At 61.3% G+C, this 17,799-nt stretch carries 12 protein-coding genes and 1 tRNA gene; 9 read left to right on the forward strand and 4 right to left on the reverse strand.

Annotated elements, in window-relative coordinates; translation table 11 throughout:
• Nucleotides 1-122: 122 nt before the first annotated feature.
• The 6 genes from SFLMC1_RS01555 to SFLMC1_RS01580 all read left to right on the forward strand — a co-directional run bounded on the left by SFLMC1_RS01555 (nucleotide 123) and on the right by SFLMC1_RS01580 (nucleotide 8,414).
• Nucleotides 123-206: transfer RNA gene (locus SFLMC1_RS01555), tRNA-Leu, on the forward strand.
• An 88-nt stretch (nucleotides 207-294) separates the two neighbouring features.
• Nucleotides 295-1,596: a trigger factor gene (tig, locus tag SFLMC1_RS01560; protein WP_226814239.1), complete on the forward strand. Its 1,302-nt coding sequence runs from the start codon at nucleotides 295-297 to the stop codon at nucleotides 1,594-1,596.
• Between the two features lie 162 nt (nucleotides 1,597-1,758).
• Entirely contained in the window at nucleotides 1,759-2,379 is a 621-nt protein-coding gene (locus SFLMC1_RS01565; RefSeq protein WP_022095182.1) for an ATP-dependent Clp protease proteolytic subunit, read from the forward strand.
• A gap of 1 nt (nucleotide 2,380) precedes the next feature.
• The gene (clpX, locus tag SFLMC1_RS01570) at nucleotides 2,381-3,796 is read left to right on the forward strand and encodes an ATP-dependent Clp protease ATP-binding subunit ClpX (RefSeq protein ID WP_152073941.1); all 1,416 of its coding nucleotides are present in this window, start codon (nucleotides 2,381-2,383) and stop codon (nucleotides 3,794-3,796) included.
• A gap of 332 nt (nucleotides 3,797-4,128) precedes the next feature.
• On the forward strand, nucleotides 4,129-6,825 hold the full coding sequence (locus SFLMC1_RS01575; protein ID WP_152073940.1) for a valine--tRNA ligase: 2,697 nt from the start codon (nucleotides 4,129-4,131) through the stop codon (nucleotides 6,823-6,825).
• 245 nt (nucleotides 6,826-7,070) lie between these two features.
• Complete coding sequence (locus tag SFLMC1_RS01580; RefSeq protein ID WP_152073939.1) at nucleotides 7,071-8,414, forward strand: bifunctional folylpolyglutamate synthase/dihydrofolate synthase; 1,344 nt, start codon at nucleotides 7,071-7,073, stop codon at nucleotides 8,412-8,414.
• A 329-nt stretch (nucleotides 8,415-8,743) separates the two neighbouring features.
• On the opposite strand, the gene SFLMC1_RS01585 is transcribed toward SFLMC1_RS01580, so the two are convergent.
• The 4 genes from SFLMC1_RS01585 to SFLMC1_RS01600 form a co-directional block, all read right to left on the reverse strand.
• On the reverse strand, nucleotides 8,744-9,832 hold the full coding sequence (locus tag SFLMC1_RS01585; RefSeq protein ID WP_152073938.1) for a M24 family metallopeptidase: 1,089 nt from the start codon (nucleotides 9,830-9,832) through the stop codon (nucleotides 8,744-8,746).
• Nucleotides 9,833-10,317: 485 nt separating this feature from the next.
• Nucleotides 10,318-10,716 (reverse strand): DUF1667 domain-containing protein, encoded by a 399-nt coding sequence (locus SFLMC1_RS01590; RefSeq protein ID WP_152073937.1) that lies wholly within the window; start codon nucleotides 10,714-10,716, stop codon nucleotides 10,318-10,320.
• A 3-nt stretch (nucleotides 10,717-10,719) separates the two neighbouring features.
• Nucleotides 10,720-12,084: an NAD(P)/FAD-dependent oxidoreductase gene (locus tag SFLMC1_RS01595; RefSeq protein ID WP_152073936.1), complete on the reverse strand. Its 1,365-nt coding sequence runs from the start codon at nucleotides 12,082-12,084 to the stop codon at nucleotides 10,720-10,722.
• 1 nt (nucleotide 12,085) lies between these two features.
• Complete coding sequence (locus SFLMC1_RS01600; RefSeq protein ID WP_152073935.1) at nucleotides 12,086-13,549, reverse strand: NAD(P)/FAD-dependent oxidoreductase; 1,464 nt, start codon at nucleotides 13,547-13,549, stop codon at nucleotides 12,086-12,088.
• 728 nt (nucleotides 13,550-14,277) lie between these two features.
• Between SFLMC1_RS01600 and SFLMC1_RS01605 the strand changes: the two genes are divergently transcribed.
• The 3 genes from SFLMC1_RS01605 to SFLMC1_RS01615 all read left to right on the forward strand — a co-directional run bounded on the left by SFLMC1_RS01605 (nucleotide 14,278) and on the right by SFLMC1_RS01615 (nucleotide 17,651).
• Nucleotides 14,278-14,709 carry a double zinc ribbon domain-containing protein gene (locus SFLMC1_RS01605; RefSeq protein WP_152073934.1) on the forward strand — a complete coding sequence of 144 codons (432 nt, stop codon included), beginning with the start codon at nucleotides 14,278-14,280 and terminating at the stop codon, nucleotides 14,707-14,709.
• Nucleotides 14,710-14,973: 264 nt separating this feature from the next.
• Nucleotides 14,974-16,737: a threonine--tRNA ligase gene (gene thrS, locus SFLMC1_RS01610; RefSeq protein WP_152073933.1), complete on the forward strand. Its 1,764-nt coding sequence runs from the start codon at nucleotides 14,974-14,976 to the stop codon at nucleotides 16,735-16,737.
• 323 nt (nucleotides 16,738-17,060) lie between these two features.
• Nucleotides 17,061-17,651 carry a hypothetical protein gene (locus tag SFLMC1_RS01615; RefSeq protein WP_152073932.1) on the forward strand — a complete coding sequence of 197 codons (591 nt, stop codon included), beginning with the start codon at nucleotides 17,061-17,063 and terminating at the stop codon, nucleotides 17,649-17,651.
• Nucleotides 17,652-17,799 lie beyond the last annotated feature (148 nt).

The raw sequence follows: 17,799 nt of genomic DNA on the forward strand, positions 1-17,799 counted from the left end.
AAAAAGCCCCGTCCCAAATTAGCTACCCTGTTCCGCTGTAACTCGTGGTGAGGTCGTGAGCTAAAAACGTGTGCGTGCGCTTGTCGTTCATATCTGCTATCATTCCTAGTCTGTGCGCTCATGCGGGCGTGGCGGAATTGGTAGACGCGCCAGATTTAGGTTCTGGTGGGATTCCCGTGAAGGTTCGAGTCCTTTCGCCCGCACCATCGCACCTGCGTCGGTTCCCGCCGTCGCGACTCTTTGTTGCATAAAGGTACCAGCACCTCAGATAAGCTGGGCAGTATGAGGAGGAACGTGTTGAACATCACCGCTTCTGACGTCAAGGACGCCAAGCTCACCGCTACGGTCACCATCCCGGCCGCCGACGTCGACGCCGCGATCAAGAAGGCCTACAAGGACACCGCCAAGAAGTACCGCTTCCCGGGCTTCCGCGCCGGTAAGGCTCCCCGTCCGGTCATCGACTCCGCACTTGGCGCCGAGGCTACCCTCGCTCAGGCCACCAACGACCTGATCGCCGCCAACGAGCCCACCGTCCTCAACGAGCTGGACATCGTCCCCACCAAGAACGGTGACTACAAGGAGCTCGACCTCGCCAAGGATCACGAGGACTACACCTACACCGTCGAGTTCTCCCTGCGTCCCGCCGCTGAGCTCTCCTCCTACGACGCCGTCGAGATCGAGATGCCTCCCGCGGAGGTCACCGAGTCCGAGATCGACAACCAGGTCGAGATGCTCCTCAACTACCGCGCTACCTTCGAGGACGTCGAGGGCCGCGCCGTCGAGGCTGACGACTACGTGACCGTCGACCTCAAGGCCGTCGAGAACGCCGATAACTTCGCCGCCGAGGGCCGCATGCTCATCGCCGGCAGCGACAGCAACCCCGCCGAGCTCAACGAGGCCCTGATCGGCGCCAACGTTGACGACGTCAAGACCGTCACCTGGACCGACGAGGTCGAGGAGGGCGAGGAGGCCGAGACCCACACCGTCGAGGTCACCGTCAAGGGCATCAAGGTCCGCAACACCCCCGAGCTCACCGACGAGCTCGTCAAGTCCGACTTTGGCTTCGACAGCATCGACGCCATGCGCGACGCCATCAAGCTCGAGATCGAGCAGGACAAGGCTTCCCGCCTGCCGGCCGAGAAGGAGAACCGTTGCGTCTCCGCTCTCGCCGAGCGCCTGCAGCTCGACGAGATGGACGCCGACTACGAGCAGTCCGTCTTTGAGGAGCTCGGCCAGAACTTCCTGTCTAACCTTTCTGCTCGCGGCATGACGCTGGACACCTGGCTGCCCGCTTCCGGCCTGACCATGGAGCAGTTCGTCGGGGACCTGCACAAGCAGGCCAACGACGTTGCCCGTGAGTCCCTGGCGCTCGACGCTCTCGCCCGTGAGCTCAAGATCGAGGTCACCGAGGACGACATCAACGCCGAGTTCGAGAAGGCCGGCGTCAAGGACGTCGAGGCTTCCAAGGCCGAGTTCATTGCCGATGGCCGCATGCCTGCCGTCCGTGAGTCCATCCGTCGCTCCAAGGCCGTCGATCACCTGGTCGAGAACGCCAAGGTGACCGAGGTCGACGAGACCGCCAAGGACGCTGAGTAATTCTCGCCGCCTTTCCCGCGAGCGCATGGATGCGCCCATGATGGGGTAAAGTTATAAGCCGGTTATCCGGTTGCTTCGTACGGTGCCAGCTAATGCATAGCATGCGGGCACCGTACGTTTGTCTAGAACCACTATTGGTCCGTAAGAGAAATGGAGATGCGTATGATCGCTAAGTTCGATTCCGCCCTCGTGCCATACGTTATCGAGCAGACGCCGCGCGGCGAGCGCAGCTACGACATCTATTCGCGCCTGCTCAACGACCGCATCATCTTCCTGGGCGAGGAGATTAACTCCGTCAGCGCCAACCTGGTCGTTGCCCAGCTGCTGCATCTTGAAAGTCAGGATGCCGAGAAGGATATCTCGCTCTACATCAATTCGCCCGGCGGCGAGGTCTACTCCGGTCTGGCGATTCTGGACACCATGAACTTCATTAAGCCGCAGGTTTCCACCATCTGCGTCGGTATGGCCGCGTCTATGGCCGCCGTGCTGCTTTCGGCCGGCGCCAAGGGCAAGCGCTTCTGCCTGCCGCACTCCAAGGTCATGATTCACCAGCCCAGCGGCGGTGCCCAGGGCCAGCAGACCGAGATCGAAATCGTGGCCGAGGAGATCAAGAAGACCCGTCGCGAGCTCAACCAGATCCTGTCCGACGCCTCGGGCCAGCCCATCGAGAAAGTCCAGGCCGATACCGAGCGCGACAACTACCTGACCGCTGCCGAGGCCCTCGACTACGGCCTGATCGATCGTATCGTCACCTCGCGCGATCTCGCCGCGAAGGACGCCTAGGATGGCAGGTAACATGCAGGACAACTTCGACGAGAACGGCAACTCCATCCGCTGCTCCTTCTGCGGGAAAGAGCAGGGACAGGTTCGCCGCCTCGTAAAGGGTCCGACTAACATCTTTATCTGCGACGAGTGCGTCGCCGCCTGCTCCGAGATCCTTGAGGAGTCGCTGGCTTCGGACTTTATGGACGCCGCCCGCAACGGCAAACTGCCGGGTTTCCTCAACGACCACGGCCAGGCTGCGTCCCAGCCCGCCGTTGACCCCGAGGCCGAGGGCTTTGAGCTCGAGGACGACCGTCAGGTCATCACGCACGTGCCGACGCCGCACGAGATCTATGACGAGCTTTCGGCCTATGTTATGGGCCAGGAGGACGCCAAGCGCGCCATGTCGGTGGCCGTGTACAACCACTACCGTCGCGTGATCGAGGGCGGTGCCGCGGTATCCGCCTTAGACGAGGCATCGGGCATGGACGCCCAGTTTGATGACGATATGGACGAGGTGGAGCTCGCCAAGTCCAATATTTTGCTGCTCGGCCCCACCGGTACCGGTAAGACGCTGCTGGCCCAGACGCTCGCGCGCATCCTCGAGGTGCCGTTTGCCATCGCCGACGCCACCGCGCTCACCGAGGCTGGCTACGTTGGCGAGGACGTTGAGAACATTCTGCTCAAGCTCATCAACGCTGCCGATGGCGACATTGAGCGCGCGCAGGTGGGCATCATCTACGTGGACGAGATCGACAAGATCGCTCGCAAGGCCGAGAACCTCTCCATTACCCGTGATGTTTCGGGCGAGGGCGTTCAGCAGGCACTGCTTAAGATCCTTGAGGGCACGGTGGCCAGCGTTCCGCCCACCGGCGGCCGCAAGCATCCCCAACAGGAGCTGCTGCAGATCGACACGACGAACATCCTGTTCATCTGCGGCGGTGCCTTTGTGGGTCTGGATAAGATCATTGCCGATCGCGTGGGCAACAAGGGCGTGGGCTTTAACTCCGAGATCGCCGGCCCCACCTCGGTCGACGAGAACGACCTGCTGCGTCAGGTGCTCCCGCAAGACCTCAACGCCTTTGGCATGATTCCCGAGTTCGTGGGCCGTACGCCCGTCGTGACCCAGACGCAGGCGCTCGACGAGGACGACCTGGTCTCGATTCTGACCGAGCCCAAAAACGCCGTGGTGCGCCAGTACCGCAAGATGTTCCAGCTCGAGGACGTCGATCTTGAGTTTGACGACGCCGCCCTGCACGAGATCGCCCGTATGGCGCTTGCCCGCAAGACCGGCGCCCGCGGCCTGCGCGCTATCTGCGAGGACGTGCTGCAGCAGACGATGTTCGACCTCCCCAGCGAGGAGGGCGTCGAGCGCGTCGTCGTAACCGAAGCCTCCGTCAAGGGCGAAGAACAGCCCCAACGCATCTGCGGTAAATAGCTTGAATCCAGGCCCCGCGGCAACCACCGCGGGGCCTGCCATTTAGGGACAGGTTTATTTTGGTCGGTTTTATATGGGTAAATGTCGTTTCCCCTGATAAAACCTACCAGAATAAACCTGTCCCTTTTCGGCAGGTATGCCTGTGCTATTCTGTGAGATTGTCAAGTTAGTACCTTCAGACTGAAGTAATCGATACCTAAGGCGTGTCCGCCTGCTTGGTTTTCGTAGATTCCGCACGAGCCGAAGAGCACTAAATGTGCTCTTCGTGCGAGCCAGGACCTGACCGAGCGAAACCAAGCAGGCGGACATGCCGGCGGGACAGGGAGAGATATATGGAAGAAATGCCCAAGAACTACGATCCGTCGACCAACGAGCCGGCGATCCTGCAGAAGTGGCTCGACGGCGGCTACTACAAGCGCCGCGAGGGTGTGGGCGACTGCACCGTCACCATTCCGCCTCCCAACGTGACCGGCAAGCTCCACATGGGCCACGCCACCGATGACTCCATCCAGGACGCCATTGTCCGTATGGCCCGCATGCGCGGCAAGTCCACGCGCTGGGTGCTGGGCACCGACCATGCCGGTATCGCCACGCAGACCAAGGTCGACAAGAAGCTCAAGAGCGAGGGCATCAGCCGCCTGGAGATCGGTCGCGACAAGTTTGTCGACGCCTGCTGGGACTGGACCCACGAGTACGGCGGTATCATCGTCGAGCAGATCAAGCGCATGGGCTGCTCTGTTGACTTCGACAACGAGCGCTTCACCATGGATGAGGACTATGCCCAGGCCGTGCGCAAGGTCTTCTGCGACTGGTATCATGACGGCCTGATCTATCGCGGCAAGCGCATCGTCAACTGGTGCCCCAACTGCACCACCGCCATCTCGGACGACGAGGCCGAGTACAAGGACGAGAAGGGCCACCTGTGGCACCTGCGCTATCCGCTGACCGAGCCGGTCAACGGCCAGGACTATATCGTCGTCGCCACCACGCGCCCCGAGACCATGCTCGGCGACACGGGCGTCGCCGTCTCTCCGAAGGATCCCGAGAAGGCCGCCTTTGTGGGTAAGACCGTCATGCTGCCGATCGTCAACCGTGAGATTCCCATCTTCTCCGACTATCATGTCGATGCCAACTTTGGCTCCGGCTTTGTCAAGGTCACCCCGGCTCACGACCCCAACGACTATGCCATGGGTCAGGCCCACGACCTGCCGCAGATCAACATCTTCGACGAGCACGCGGTGGTCGTCGAGGGCTACGGCGAGTTCACCGGCATGAACCGCGACGAGTGCCGCGAAGCCGTCGTTAAGTGGTTCGACGAGCACGGTCTGCTCGACCACGTCGAGGAGCTCGACCACTCCGTCATGCACTGCTACCGTTGCGACTCCGCCCTGGAGCCGTGGCTGTCCGAGCAGTGGTTTGTGGCCGTCGATAAGCTCAAGGGGCCGGCGCTCGACGCCGTCAACTCCGACAAGGTCACCTTCCACCCCGCGCGCTGGACGCAGACCTACACCACCTGGATGGAGAATCTTAAGGACTGGTGCATCAGCCGTCAGCTGTGGTGGGGCCACCGCATTCCCGTGTTCTACTGCGAGGACTGTGGCTGGGAGGACGCCCTGACCGAGGACACCGACGTGTGTCCCAAGTGTGGCGGCCATCACGTGCACCAGGACGAGAACGTGCTGGACACCTGGTTCAGCTCGCAGCTGTGGACCTTCGCCACGCAGGGCTGGCCGCAAAAGCCGGAGCTGCTCGAGGGCCATCACCCCACGACGGCGCTCGTCACCGCGCGCGACATCATCGCTCTGTGGGTCGCCCGCATGGTCATGAGCTCGCTGTACTTCCTGGACGAGGTGCCGTTTAAGGACGTCGTCATCTACCCGACGATCCTTGCCAAGGACGGCAGTCGCATGTCCAAGTCCAAGGGCAACGGCGTTGACCCCATGGATCTCATTGGCATGTACGGCGCCGATGCCATGCGCTACAACCTGCTCACGCTGTGCACCAACAACCAGGACGTCAAGTTCGACGCGAACATCGACAAGAAGACCAAGAAGCTTATTGACAGCCCGCGTACCGACCAGGCCAAGTCGTTTGTGACCAAGATCTGGAACGCCAGCCGCTTCCTGCTCATGAACATGGAGGGCTACACGCCCGGCGAGCCTGTCGTGGAGACGCCGGCCGACGCCTGGATGTTCAGCCGCCTGGCCAAGGCCGTGAAGATGGTCACCGAGGGTATCGAGAACTACACCTTTGGCGACATGGCCCGCGGCGTGCAGCAGTTCTTCTGGAACGAGGTCTGCGACTGGTACGTCGAGGTCACCAAGGCCCGCCTGAAGGGCGAGGGCCGTCTGCAGGCGCAGCGCAACCTGATTTTTGTGCTCGACACCTCCATTCGCCTGATGCACCCGCTTATGCCGTTTGTCACCGAGGAGATCTGGGATAACATGCCGGCGAGCGTGCTTGACCTGGACGCCGAGGGCAACGTTGACCGCTCCGAGGCGCTCATGATCGCCAAGTGGCCCGAGCCCGCCGACTACGCCAAGTATGTCGACGAGCCCGCCGAGCGCGCGTTTGAGCTGTGCCGTACCGTCGTTTCCGCTGCCCGCGCCACGCGTTCACGCTATCGCTTGAGCCCCAAGGCCGAGCTTGACGTGGTCGTGCGTGCCGCTGCCGAGGACATCGAGAAGCTCGAGAGCCTGCGCTCGACGATTGAGCCGCTGGCCAACACGGCTTCGCTGGTTATGGGCACCGACGTTGAGAAGCCGGCTGCGAGCATCGCCGTGGTCGATAGCGGCGTCGAGGTCTTTGTGGTGCTCGAGGGCAAGGTTGACCTTTCGGCCGAGAAGGCGCGCCTGGAGAAGGAGATCGCCGTGGCTCAGAAGGAGCTCGCCGGCTGCGAGAAGACGCTCGCCAACGAGGGCTTTGTGGCTAAGGCCGCGCCCGCGGTGGTCCAGAAAAAGAGGGACCGTGCGGCTGAGCTCAAGGAGATCCTGGCGGCGCTGACTGCTCAGGTTGCTGACTTCTCGTAGGCGGTACTGGGGGCGCGTCCCGACGCTTTGCTCTCCGCTGCGGACACCTATTCCGCCGTTCTAACGAACGGCGGCTGGCTCGACGCTGCAAACGCCTCTGATGGCCAATCTGCCGTTCAACTTCGGGCGCATGGGCATAAGCCCTATGCGCCCTTGTTTCACGGCACCTTGGCTCATCAGAGGCGTTTTCGCTGACTATCCTTAACCTATACTGTTTTATTTTTCTATGAATGGCGGTTCTGAAAATGCCTAAGCGTTCTGGCTTGTATACCGTTCCTTTTGAGTTTGAGTTGCTTTCGTTTGGTGAGGCTCTGGGGCTTGCTGCTGATACGGGGCGGATTTCTGGGGATGCTGGGCCTCTGCTTGAGACGGTTGTCGATATGCTCGATGAGCTGGGACGCCCGGACGAGTTTTTCGATTGCATTCAGGTTGCCGGTACCAATGGCAAGACTTCGACCACACGTTTTTCGGCTGCCATCTTGCGTGGTGAGGGGTTAAAGACCGCGCTGTATACGTCGCCGCAGTTGGTGCGTTATCCCGAGCGCATGGAGGTCGATGGGCGCGTCGTGAGCGATGAGGCGTTTGCCCGTGGCGTTTCTGCCGCCGTCGAGGCGGGGCATCGCGTGAATGCTCGTCGTGTGGCGGCGGGGGAGCGCTCCTATACCATCACGCCGTTTGACCTGCTGACGGCTGCCGCGCTGGTGGTGTTTGCCGAGGCCGCGGTAGATGTTGCCGTGCTCGAGGTTGGCATGGGCGGCCGTTGGGACGCCACGAGTGCGACCAATCCCGTCGCCGTTGCCATTACGGGTATCGGCCTCGACCACATGCGCATCCTGGGCGACACGCTCGAGGCCATTGCGAGGGAGAAGGCCGCGGTCATCAAGCCCGGACGTCTGGTTGTGCTGGGTGAGGGTACGCACGAAGCGAGCGTTCAGCGCGTGATGGATGCTCGCTGCCGTGAGTGCGGTGTGGTGCCGTTAGTGGTGAGCCACTCCACGACCAAGGTGCCGGCGCATGTGGGCGATACGGTTGAGTTCAGCTGTACCACGCCGCGCGCAATCTATACGTCGAGCATGGTCAAGCCGGCCTATCAGCCGCAGAATGCTGCGTGTGCGATTGTGCTGTGCGAGGGCTATCTGGGTCGCGAGCTCGACCATGACGCGCTTGATGCTTCGCTTATGGGCTGCCCCACGCCGGGTCGCTTTGATGTGCTGGGAACCAATCCGCTCAAGCTGATCGACGCCTGCCATAACCCACAGAGCTGCGAGAACTTTGTGAGCGCGCTGGACGAGATCGATCCGTGCGTGAAGAATCGCCCCACGCTGTTATGCGCCGCGCTAGCCGACAAGGACGTGGCAGGTATCGTTGATGTGCTGATCCCGGCCTTCCCCCGCGTGGTCGTGACCCAGACTGATTCTGATCGCGCCCTACCGGCAGAGGAACTCGCTGCTCTGGTGGACGCCGACAAGCTTACGGGCGTTTACCCCAGCGTGTCCGAGGCCCTCGCCGCTTTCGATGCCGCCGACGAGCCCTTCGTAGCCGCCGGCACCATCACCCTAGCCGGCGAAGTTGCCGTCCTGCTGCGCTAGCCAAATTAGCTGCCCCGTGCCCCGAGTTGACCTGCTCGCCACGAAATGAGCCTATTTACTACGTTTAATCGACTGCCCTCGACCACGCCGAGACTTGTGAAATTAAAACCGCAGGTAGAATGCTTGCCGACTTTCAAAAAATACCCGAATGGTCGACCCATGCGGGTTAAACGTAGTAGATAGCCCGTTTTCGTGGCGCATCTCTAGACTGTCAAATTGGTCGACTTGGCCCCATGGCAGTTGCGGTGGAATAGTTCCTGGATTATGCCTCTGTGGGCCAATCTGAGAACTATTCCACCGCAACTTACTGGGGGACTATTGGGAGGGGGTTAGTCTAGGCGGACCGGATCGTGGGGGTAGGCGTTGAGAATCTCGACGCCGGACTCGGTAACCAAGGCCAGGTCCTCTATGCGGACGCCGGTGCGGCCGGGGAGGTAGGTGCCCGGCTCGATAGAGAACGTCATGCCAGGCTCTACGATCTGCTCGTTGACAAGGGAAACGTCGCCTGGCTCGTGGTCCTGCAGGCCGATCGAGTGGCCCAGGCGATGCGTGAAGTACTTGCCGTAGCCAGCGTCCTCAATCACGTCGCGCGCGGCGCGGTCCAGGTCGCACATGCGCACGCCCGGGGCGATGAGCGCCTCTGCGGCCTCGTTGGCGCGGCGCACGATGTCGTAGATGTGTATCGTCTCCTCGTCCGGCTCGCCCCAAAAGAATGTGCGTGTCATGTCCGAGCAGTAGTTGCGATAGCGTCCGCCAATGTCGAATAGCACCACGTCGCCGCGCCTGAGCGTGGTGTCGTCGGGCTCGTGATGCGGGTCGCCGGCGTTGGCGCCAAAGCTCACGATTGGCGGAAAGCTAAAGCCCTCGCAGCCATGCTTGCGATACAGACCGAGCATCTGCTCGGCAATTTCGCGCTCAGTCACGCCCTCGTGAACGAGCTTGATGGCATCGGCCATCACGGCGTCGTTGGCGGCCGAGGACACGCGCATGAGCTCCTGCTCGGCGGTATCCTTGTGGGTGCGTGCGGCGGTGACGGCAAAGTCGCCCAGGAAGAACTCGCTTGCGGCGTGACGATCCATAAGGGGCATCAAAAAGCCGGAGCGCATAACGGTATCGATGCCGAGCGGCTTAGTCGGCTCGACCTCGCGTGCGATGGCGTCGGTCACGACGTCAGTATCGGCGTGATATGCGACTCGAGCATTGTCATACTCGGGCAGCTGATGCAAAGAGTTGATCAAGATCACGGGCTCGGCATCGCGTGCGAGCAGCACGCCGCAAAAACGCTCGAACATATCGGCATAAAAGCCGGTCAGGTAATAAATCGACCATGGGTCATTCACGAGCAGCTGTGCGCCAGGGTGCTGAGCCTCGAGCGCATCGAGCACGCGCGCCACTCGCTGGTAATCGACATGTGCCATACATCGTCCTTTCGTTAGGTTGCCACCATGGTATCCCATGCCTGGCAGTTGGGGACGTTCCTTTTATGCCGGCACTTTGGGACACTCCTTGGCATGTCCAGCCTAGCAAGCGTGCAGGCAAAAGTAGCTAAAAGAGCCCCGTCTCAAATGAACTTCCGTCAAAACTATGCTGGATTACGGCGTCGGATTTGGTTTGACCGACCATGGTTTATATAACGATAATAAAACCGCAGGTAGACGGCTTATCGAAATTGAGTATTTGCCTGTATGGATAGGGGCTCTCGATTTGGCCCCGTAAACCGGGGTGGTTTTGAAATAGCACTAAAGTAGGCACAAGCTAAATACCAATTTCCATGGATAGTTGCGGTGGAATAGTTTCTGGATGCCGGGGTTTTGTTGGAAATCAGGAACTATTTCACCGCAACTGAAGAGGGGATGGGGTGGATGGTGGGGTAGTTAAAAGAGCCCCGTCCCAAAATGACTACTTAGGCTTGGTCGATGTCCATGCTGGCGATGAGGTTGATGTTGATGTCTAGGAGGTTCTCTAGCATGACGTCGCCCATGCGGATGGGGGCGTCGACGACCACGCCGCGGATGAGGTCCATCGCCTGGGCGTGAAGTTCGAGCGGGATGGCTTCGGCCGTGCGCACGGGGAGCAGGGCCTCATCGCCGCCGGATACGGCCACGGTAGTGGTGAGTACGCGCATGGGGCAGGTGAGCTCCTGATGCGCGAACGTATCGCCGCGCGGGCAGTTGTTGCCGGTTACGGAGCGCACCTCTACCACGGCGCCGTCTGCGTCACGCTCTACCTCCACGGTCAGGAGGCATTCGGATGGGCAGGTGGTGCAGTTGAACTGCAGCGTCTCGGTCACATTCGTGCTCATGAGCTATGCCTCCTCAACAGGATCGACGGACAGGACTATCTCGTTGGCGCCCAGGTCGAGCGCTTGCTGGATGATTTTCGCCGGTAGCGGGAAGCTCTCCATTACGCTCGGTTTAAACGGGCGGACCTTGCCTGCAAACAGTTCTTCATCGCCTGCCAGAATGCGCACGCGGGCGGCGTCGACCGGTCGGCGTACGCGGAAGTTGAGTTTGGTGAGTGCCACAGCTGTAATGCGGCCCGGCAGTGCGTAGCCTGCGATGCCGGCGGGGGAGACTGTGAGCTCGCACCCCGCGTCCGCCACTCCCGCCGCGGTGCCGACAGCCCCCAACGCCCACGCCGCCGCGGCTGCACCGGCGCGTTCGGACTCGGTCGTCACGTTGTCTGCCAAGTCGTGCACGTGCAGCACGTTGCCGCAGGCAAAGATGCCCGGCACGCCCGTCTGCAGACTCTGGTTCACCACGGCGCCGCGCGTGCGCGGGTCCAGCTCCACGCCCGCGGCAACCGAAAGCTCGTTCTCGGGGATTAGGCCCACCGAAAGCAGCAGCGTGTCGCACGGAACAACGCGCTCGGTCCCCGGAATGGGTGCCAGGTGCTCGTCGACCTGGCTTACTTCGACGGCTTCCACGCGGTCGTGCCCGATCACGCGCGTGACCGTGGTAGACAGGTGCAGCGGAATGCCAAAGTCATCCAGGCAGTTTTTCACATTGCGGCGCAGACCGTTGGCGTACGGCATGAGCTCGTACACGCCCTCGACGGAAATCCCCTCGAGCGTGCAGCGGCGCGCCATGATCAGCCCGATGTCGCCCGAGCCCAAAATGACGGCTTGCGAGCCGGGTTTGAGGTTTTCGATATTGATGTATCGCTGCGCCAGGCCGGCCGTAAACACGCCGGTGGGACGACTGCCAGGAATCTTGATCTCGCTGCGCGTGCGCTCGCGGCAACCCATGGCAAGGACGACCGCGCGCCCGGTGAGCAGCAACATGCCGGTGGGGTTCATGAGCGTGACGGTATGGACGGCGGTGTCTTCCGTGGACTCGCCCGAATCAACCCCTATTACCATGCTGTCCAAGAACAGCGCGATGTCGGTCGTGCGCACCTGGTCGATAAAGCGCTGCGCATACTCGGGGCCGGTGAGCTCCTGCTTAAAGTGCGAAAGGCCAAAGCCGGGGTGGATGCACTGGCGCAGGATGCCGCCCAGGTGCTGCTCGCGTTCCACGATGGCCACGCGCGCGTCTGCTTTGTGCGCGGCAAGTGCGGCCGCCATGCCGGCAGGTCCTCCTCCGATGACGACCACGTCGAACGCCTGCGTCTGCACCGCCTCGGTAGCTTCGGTCTCTGCGCGCCCGTCGCGTATATCAAACGTCGCCATCCTAGCGCACCCCCTTCAAAGGTCCCTCAACGAGCCACGAGCCAGTGTCCTCAAACAGCACCTCGCTAGGGTCGCAGCCTAGCTCGCGCGCCAGGATCGCCACAACACGGCTCTGGCAAAAGCCGCTCTGGCAGCGGCCCATGCCCGCGCGACAGCGGCGTTTGACGCCCTCGACCGAAACCGTACCCGGGCGGCGTCGAATAGCGGCCACAATCTCGGCATCGGGCACCGTCTCGCAGCGGCAGACGATCTGCCCCCACGCGGGATCGGACTCAATGAGCTCCTTCTTGCCCGCCAGCGGTGCGCGGTCAAAGTCATCCGGCGCGCGGCGAATTGGGTTCCAGTCAGCCCGCTCGTGCAGCTCCACGCCCGCCTCACGCATCACAAGCTCCATGCGCTCGGCAATGGCCGGCGCGCTCGCCACGCCTGGCGACTGAATGCCCGCCGCCTGAAACAGCCCCGGCACCACGGCGGACTGGCCAATAAAGAAGTCGTTCGTTCCCTGAATGACCGGACGCCCGCCGGCAAATGCGCGCACCACGCGGCGCGTGTCCAGATCGGGAACCAGCTTGCGCGCGCCGGTCAGCAGCGCGTTCACATCGCTCGCATAAGTCTGTGTGTCGCCCGGCTCGCGCACGGCAGCGGTCGCGGTAATCACGGTGTTGCCATGCACAGTGCCCGTCACGATAACGCCCTTCGACACCGGCGTCGGCACGGGGTAGAGCGGCATGAGCGCGCGCGGCTCCTTGTCCAGTACCACGATGTTGCCCTGGCGCCAGACCATCTGGAACTCCTCGGCGCCGGCCATATGCGAGATGCTCGCGGCACCGTTGCCCGCGGCGTTGATCAGATAGCGGCAGCGCACGTCGCCAGCGGAGGTCGCCAGCGTAAAGCGCGCATCCCCGTCGGTAGCCTCGCCGTCAGTAACCTCAATCGCTTCCACCGGTGCGGAGCGCATAAACGTCACACCGTTGGCCACGGCGTTCTCCAGTGCGGCGATGGCGACCTCAAATGGATCGACAAAACCGGTCGAGGGGCACCACAGCGCGCATGTTGCGTCGGCGCTGGCGCGCGGTTCCAGCTCGTGGATGCGCTCGGGGCCGATAATCGAAAGCTTGGGCACGCCGTTGGCAAGGCCATTGCTGCGCAGCTGCTCCAGGTGCGCGCGGTCTTCATCGTTGAAGCCCAGCACCATCGACCCGGTTCGGCAAAACATAAAGCCCAGCTCCTGGGCCCAGGTGCCATACAGCTCGCAACCACGGGCGTTGACCTGGGCCTTTACCGTGCCCGGCGCCGGATCGTAGCCGGCGTGCACCAGGCCGCCGTTGGCCTTCGATGCGCCTAGGGCGACATCGTTGGCCGCCTCGACCACACAAATGGACAGGTCATAGCGCGCGAGCTGCCGCGCGATGGCGCACCCGGTGATGCCCGCGCCCACAATCGCGATATCAAACGTTTCCGTCACAGTGCCTCCCAGACGAGTTGACAGGCTGTCAATAGGACTATCCTACGGTCTGCACACCCCCAGTGCGGCGGCAATGCGGCGAACAGCCCCGCAGCATCCGCCAACGGCAGGCGAGGGGAGACCCAGCAACGTCGACAACCTCGTCTGCCGACAATCACGGCAACCGTTCGTCTCGATCTATAACAGTTAGACGGGGATTTGGGTTCCAGATGTTACAGATTGAGATTGAAGTCGGGGAGGGATTCTTCTGTCTCGATCTGTAACAACTAGGGGCCATTTTGGGGTCTAAGTGTTACAGATTTAGATGTTTGCCAAACGGGTCATCCGTTTGTCTCGATCTGTAACATCTGGGGTCCATTTTGCTCAGTTACTGTTACAGATTGAGTCATTAGATTTGGACGGTTTCCTTTGTCTCGATCTGTAACAGGAAGGGGAGATTTTGGGACTCAGATGTTACAGATTGAGATGTTTGGCTGGCGGCTTACCCGTTTATCTCGATTTGTAACATCTGGAGCCGATTTTCTTGAGTAGTTGTTACAGATTGAGACATTCGGCCTGGATGTTTTCCTTTGTCTCAGTCTGTAACAGTTAGACGAGGATTTGGGTTCCAGATGTTACAGATTGAGATGTTTGTGTCCACGCCAGCCCCGTACCCGGCCGTGGTCCCATATAAACAAACCCCGTGGTAAACTTGACCGAGCTGTAAATTTTCCGAAAGGTACACCTCAATGTCCAAGTATATCTCCGAGCTCATGTCGCCGCAGCTTATGGGCGTCATCTATGCCTTCGTGGGCTTTATCATCGCCCTGTACGTGCTGTCGGTCGTCTATGTGTTCATCGATGCTCGCCGCCGCGGCGCCAGCTCCTACGTGGCATGGGGCATCATCGCCCTGATCCCGTTTGTGGGCCTCATCGCCTACCTGGTCCTGCGCCCGCACTCCTACGCGGCCGACCGCGAGGAGCAGGAGCTGGACATGGCCCTGCGCGAGCGCCAGCTTGCCCAGTACGGCACCTGCCCGCAGTGCGGCGCGCCCATCGAGAAGGACTTTGTCGTGTGCCCGGTGTGCGACACCCAGGTTCGCAACGTGTGCCCCAGCTGCCATCGCCCGCTCGACGCGCACTGGAAGGTCTGCCCCTACTGCCGAACTCGTATCCAGTAACGCATCCATCGCCGGGCTGGCCGCAAGCCGCGGGCGCACCACGGGCGCCACACGCAAGCCGCACGCGCGCCCCACACCCCACCCCACACGATGAAGCATGCGTAAAAAATCGCCCGCCGTGCCATTAAGGTGCGGCGGGCGCTTGTATACCAAGGTAACCTGCCTATAATGATGCAAGTCAAAAACGCCGCGCCCACCAAGCGCCATACCAGCGCCGGGCGTCCGCACTTGTACACCAGGCATCCGAGAGGAGAAAACATACCCATGAAGGCACTCTACAATGACGGTTCGGTGGCCGAGCTCCCGCAGGACGAGGTCACGCACGTCATCCGACACTCCGCCGCGCACATCATGGCGCAGGCCATCAAGCGCCTGTACCCCGAGGCCGACTTTGCCTACGGCCCCGCGACCGACAACGGCTTCTACTACGACGTCGACCTGCCCGAGGGCGTTAAGATCAGCGAGGACGATTTCCCCGCGATCGAGGCCGAGATGAAAAAGATCGTCAAGGAGAACCTCAAGTTCACCGTGTACGAGAAGCCCCGCGCCGAGGCCATCGCCCTTATGGAAGAGCGCGGCGAGAAGTACAAGGTCGAGCACATCGGCGACCTGGACGACGACGCCCGCATCACCTTCTACCAGCAGGGCGACTACATCGACATGTGCGTCGGCCCTCACATCTGCTACACCAAGGCGCTGAAGGCCTTTAAGCTCACCGGCGTCTCGGGCGCCTACTGGAAGGGCGACAAGGACAACAAGATGCTCACCCGCATCAACGGCGTCGCCTTTGCCACCAAGGAAGAGCTCGACGAGCACTTGCACATGCTGGAGGAGGCCAAGAAGCGCGACCACCGCAAGATCGGCCGCGAGATGGACCTCTTTATGATGCGCGACGAGGCCCCCGGCTTCCCGTTCTTCCTGCCCAACGGCATGATCCTTAAGAACACGCTGCTGGACTACTGGCGCGAGATTCACCACAAGGCCGGCTACGTGGAGATCTCCACGCCGCTCATCATGAACAAGCAGCTGTGGAAGACCTCGGGCCACTGGGACCACTACAAGGACAACATGTACTCCACCGTCATTGACGACGAAGAGTACTGCATTAAGCCCATGAACTGCCCGGGCGGCGTGCTGGTGTACGCCTCCAAGCCGCACTCCTACCGCGAGCTTCCCATCCGTGCCGGCGAGATTGGCCTGGTGCACCGCCACGAGCTGCGCGGCGCCCTGCACGGGCTGTTCCGCGTGCGCTGCTTTAACCAGGACGACGCCCACCTGTTTGTGCGTCCCGACCAGCTGACCGACGAGATCGTGGGCGTGGTCAACCTCATCGACTCCGTGTACCAGAAGTTTGGCTTTAAGTATCACGTTGAGCTTTCCACGCGCCCCGAGGACTCCATGGGTTCGGACGAGGACTGGGCTCGCGCCGAGGAGGGCCTGCGCGCCGCTCTGGAGAAGTTGGGCATGGACTACGAGGTCAACGAGGGCGACGGCGCCTTCTACGGCCCCAAGATCGACTTCCACCTGGAGGATTCGCTCGGTCGTACCTGGCAGTGCGGTACCGTGCAGCTCGACTTCCAGATGCCGCTCAACTTTGATCTGGAGTACGTGGACGCCGACGGCACCAAGAAGCGCCCCATCATGCTGCATCGCGTGTGCTTTGGCTCCATCGAGCGCTTCATCGGCATTCTGATTGAGCACTTTGCGGGCAAGTTCCCTACTTGGCTGGCTCCCGTGCAGGTCAAGGCACTTCCCGTCTCCGAGAAGAGCCGCGACTACGCTCACGAGGTGTGCGCCAAGCTGGAGGAGGCCGGCATCCGCGTGGTCTGCGACGACCGCGACGAGAAGATCGGCTACAAGATCCGCGAGGCCCGCAGCATCGACCGCGTGCCCTACATGCTCATCCTGGGCGAGAAGGAGGTCGAGGCCGGCAACATCTCCGTCCGCGACCGCTCCAACGAGACCGTTCAGATGAGCGTTGGCGAGTTTGTGGCCAAGGTGCTCGAGGAGATCAAGACTCGCGCCTAGCACAAACAATATTAGAATTAACAAAGGCGATCGTCCTATAGGGCGGTCGCCTTTTTTGTTGTCTATAGAAGAAAAGCCGCTGGTTAGAGCGGCTTTTTTGTTGTGCAAAAAGGTACAGGTTTTTGTAGAGGCGTATGGAGATACACCCATTCGCGGCGCATTTTGTGCAATCTGGGAAAACGCGAGCAGTTTGCTCGTATAATGAGCAACGTCGAAAGATACAAAAACCTGTACTTTTGCGACTGCGCCTAGCTGCGAGCGAGAAGCCTGTTCTTAACGCCCCTGCATCCGCGTGTGTCGCGGAGCAAGGAAGGGGGCGAGAGATGGAACAGACAATGCGGCGCCAAGAGCAGCTGCCCGGTGCCTTTAGCGGCACCGCAACCAAAGGCGAGCACGGCCGCGTCCGCTGGTATCTGGTCCACACCCCCAACGGTAAAGAGCGCGAGACCTGCGAAAAGGTCCGCCGCATTATCCCGCACGAGCTGATGCAGGACGCTTTTGTGATGCAAAAGGAGTTCTGGTTTAAGCGGGACGGCGCCTGGTCGCTCCAAACCAAGCCCATGTACAAGGAATACTTCTTCGTCGCCACGCGCGATGCCGCCATGCTCGATAGGGCCCTGGCCCAGTTGAGTTTTGGCTGCCGCATTGCCGGCAGTAGGGAGCGGGCCTATGCGCCCATGCCGGACGACGCACAGGACTGGTACCGCAGCGTGCTGGACGAAGACGGCGTGGTGCGCAACAGCGTTGCGCACATAGAAGACGGCGTGCTGCACATAGAGCAGGGCCCGCTTGTGGGGCAAGAGGCCCGCGTTAAAAAGATCGACCGTCATAAGCGCTGGTGCCTGGTAGACGTGGGCGAAGGCGACTCCGCTTTTAGGGAGCTGCTTCCGTTAGACGTGCCCAGTAAAACGTAAGGGAGACGTTGCGCCGGCAAATTAATTGGTTTTTGGATTCATAGATGGGGGGGGGGGTTCCTGGGGACAGGAACGTAAGTTTTATTGTGGCTGCTAAAGAAGTAACAGAGAGTAATGGGCCCGCGGGGGCGGCGCTGATTGCTCAGGC

The organism is Collinsella aerofaciens, from assembly GCF_901212495.1.
Taxonomy (GTDB): Bacteria; Actinomycetota; Coriobacteriia; order Coriobacteriales; family Coriobacteriaceae; genus Collinsella; species Collinsella aerofaciens_H.

Coding starts and splice junctions, on each gene's coding strand:
- SFLMC1_RS01585 (WP_152073938.1), bottom strand. CDS start 9,832: ATGGCACATGTCGATTACCAGCGAGTGGCGCGCGTGCTCGATGCGCTC.
- clpX (WP_152073941.1), top strand. CDS start 2,381: ATGGCAGGTAACATGCAGGACAACTTCGACGAGAACGGCAACTCCATC.
- thrS (WP_152073933.1), top strand. CDS start 14,974: ATGAAGGCACTCTACAATGACGGTTCGGTGGCCGAGCTCCCGCAGGAC.
- SFLMC1_RS01565 (WP_022095182.1), top strand. CDS start 1,759: ATGATCGCTAAGTTCGATTCCGCCCTCGTGCCATACGTTATCGAGCAG.
- SFLMC1_RS01615 (WP_152073932.1), top strand. CDS start 17,061: ATGGAACAGACAATGCGGCGCCAAGAGCAGCTGCCCGGTGCCTTTAGC.
- SFLMC1_RS01575 (WP_152073940.1), top strand. CDS start 4,129: ATGGAAGAAATGCCCAAGAACTACGATCCGTCGACCAACGAGCCGGCG.
- SFLMC1_RS01590 (WP_152073937.1), bottom strand. CDS start 10,716: ATGAGCACGAATGTGACCGAGACGCTGCAGTTCAACTGCACCACCTGC.
- SFLMC1_RS01605 (WP_152073934.1), top strand. CDS start 14,278: ATGTCCAAGTATATCTCCGAGCTCATGTCGCCGCAGCTTATGGGCGTC.
- SFLMC1_RS01580 (WP_152073939.1), top strand. CDS start 7,071: ATGCCTAAGCGTTCTGGCTTGTATACCGTTCCTTTTGAGTTTGAGTTG.
- SFLMC1_RS01595 (WP_152073936.1), bottom strand. CDS start 12,084: ATGGCGACGTTTGATATACGCGACGGGCGCGCAGAGACCGAAGCTACC.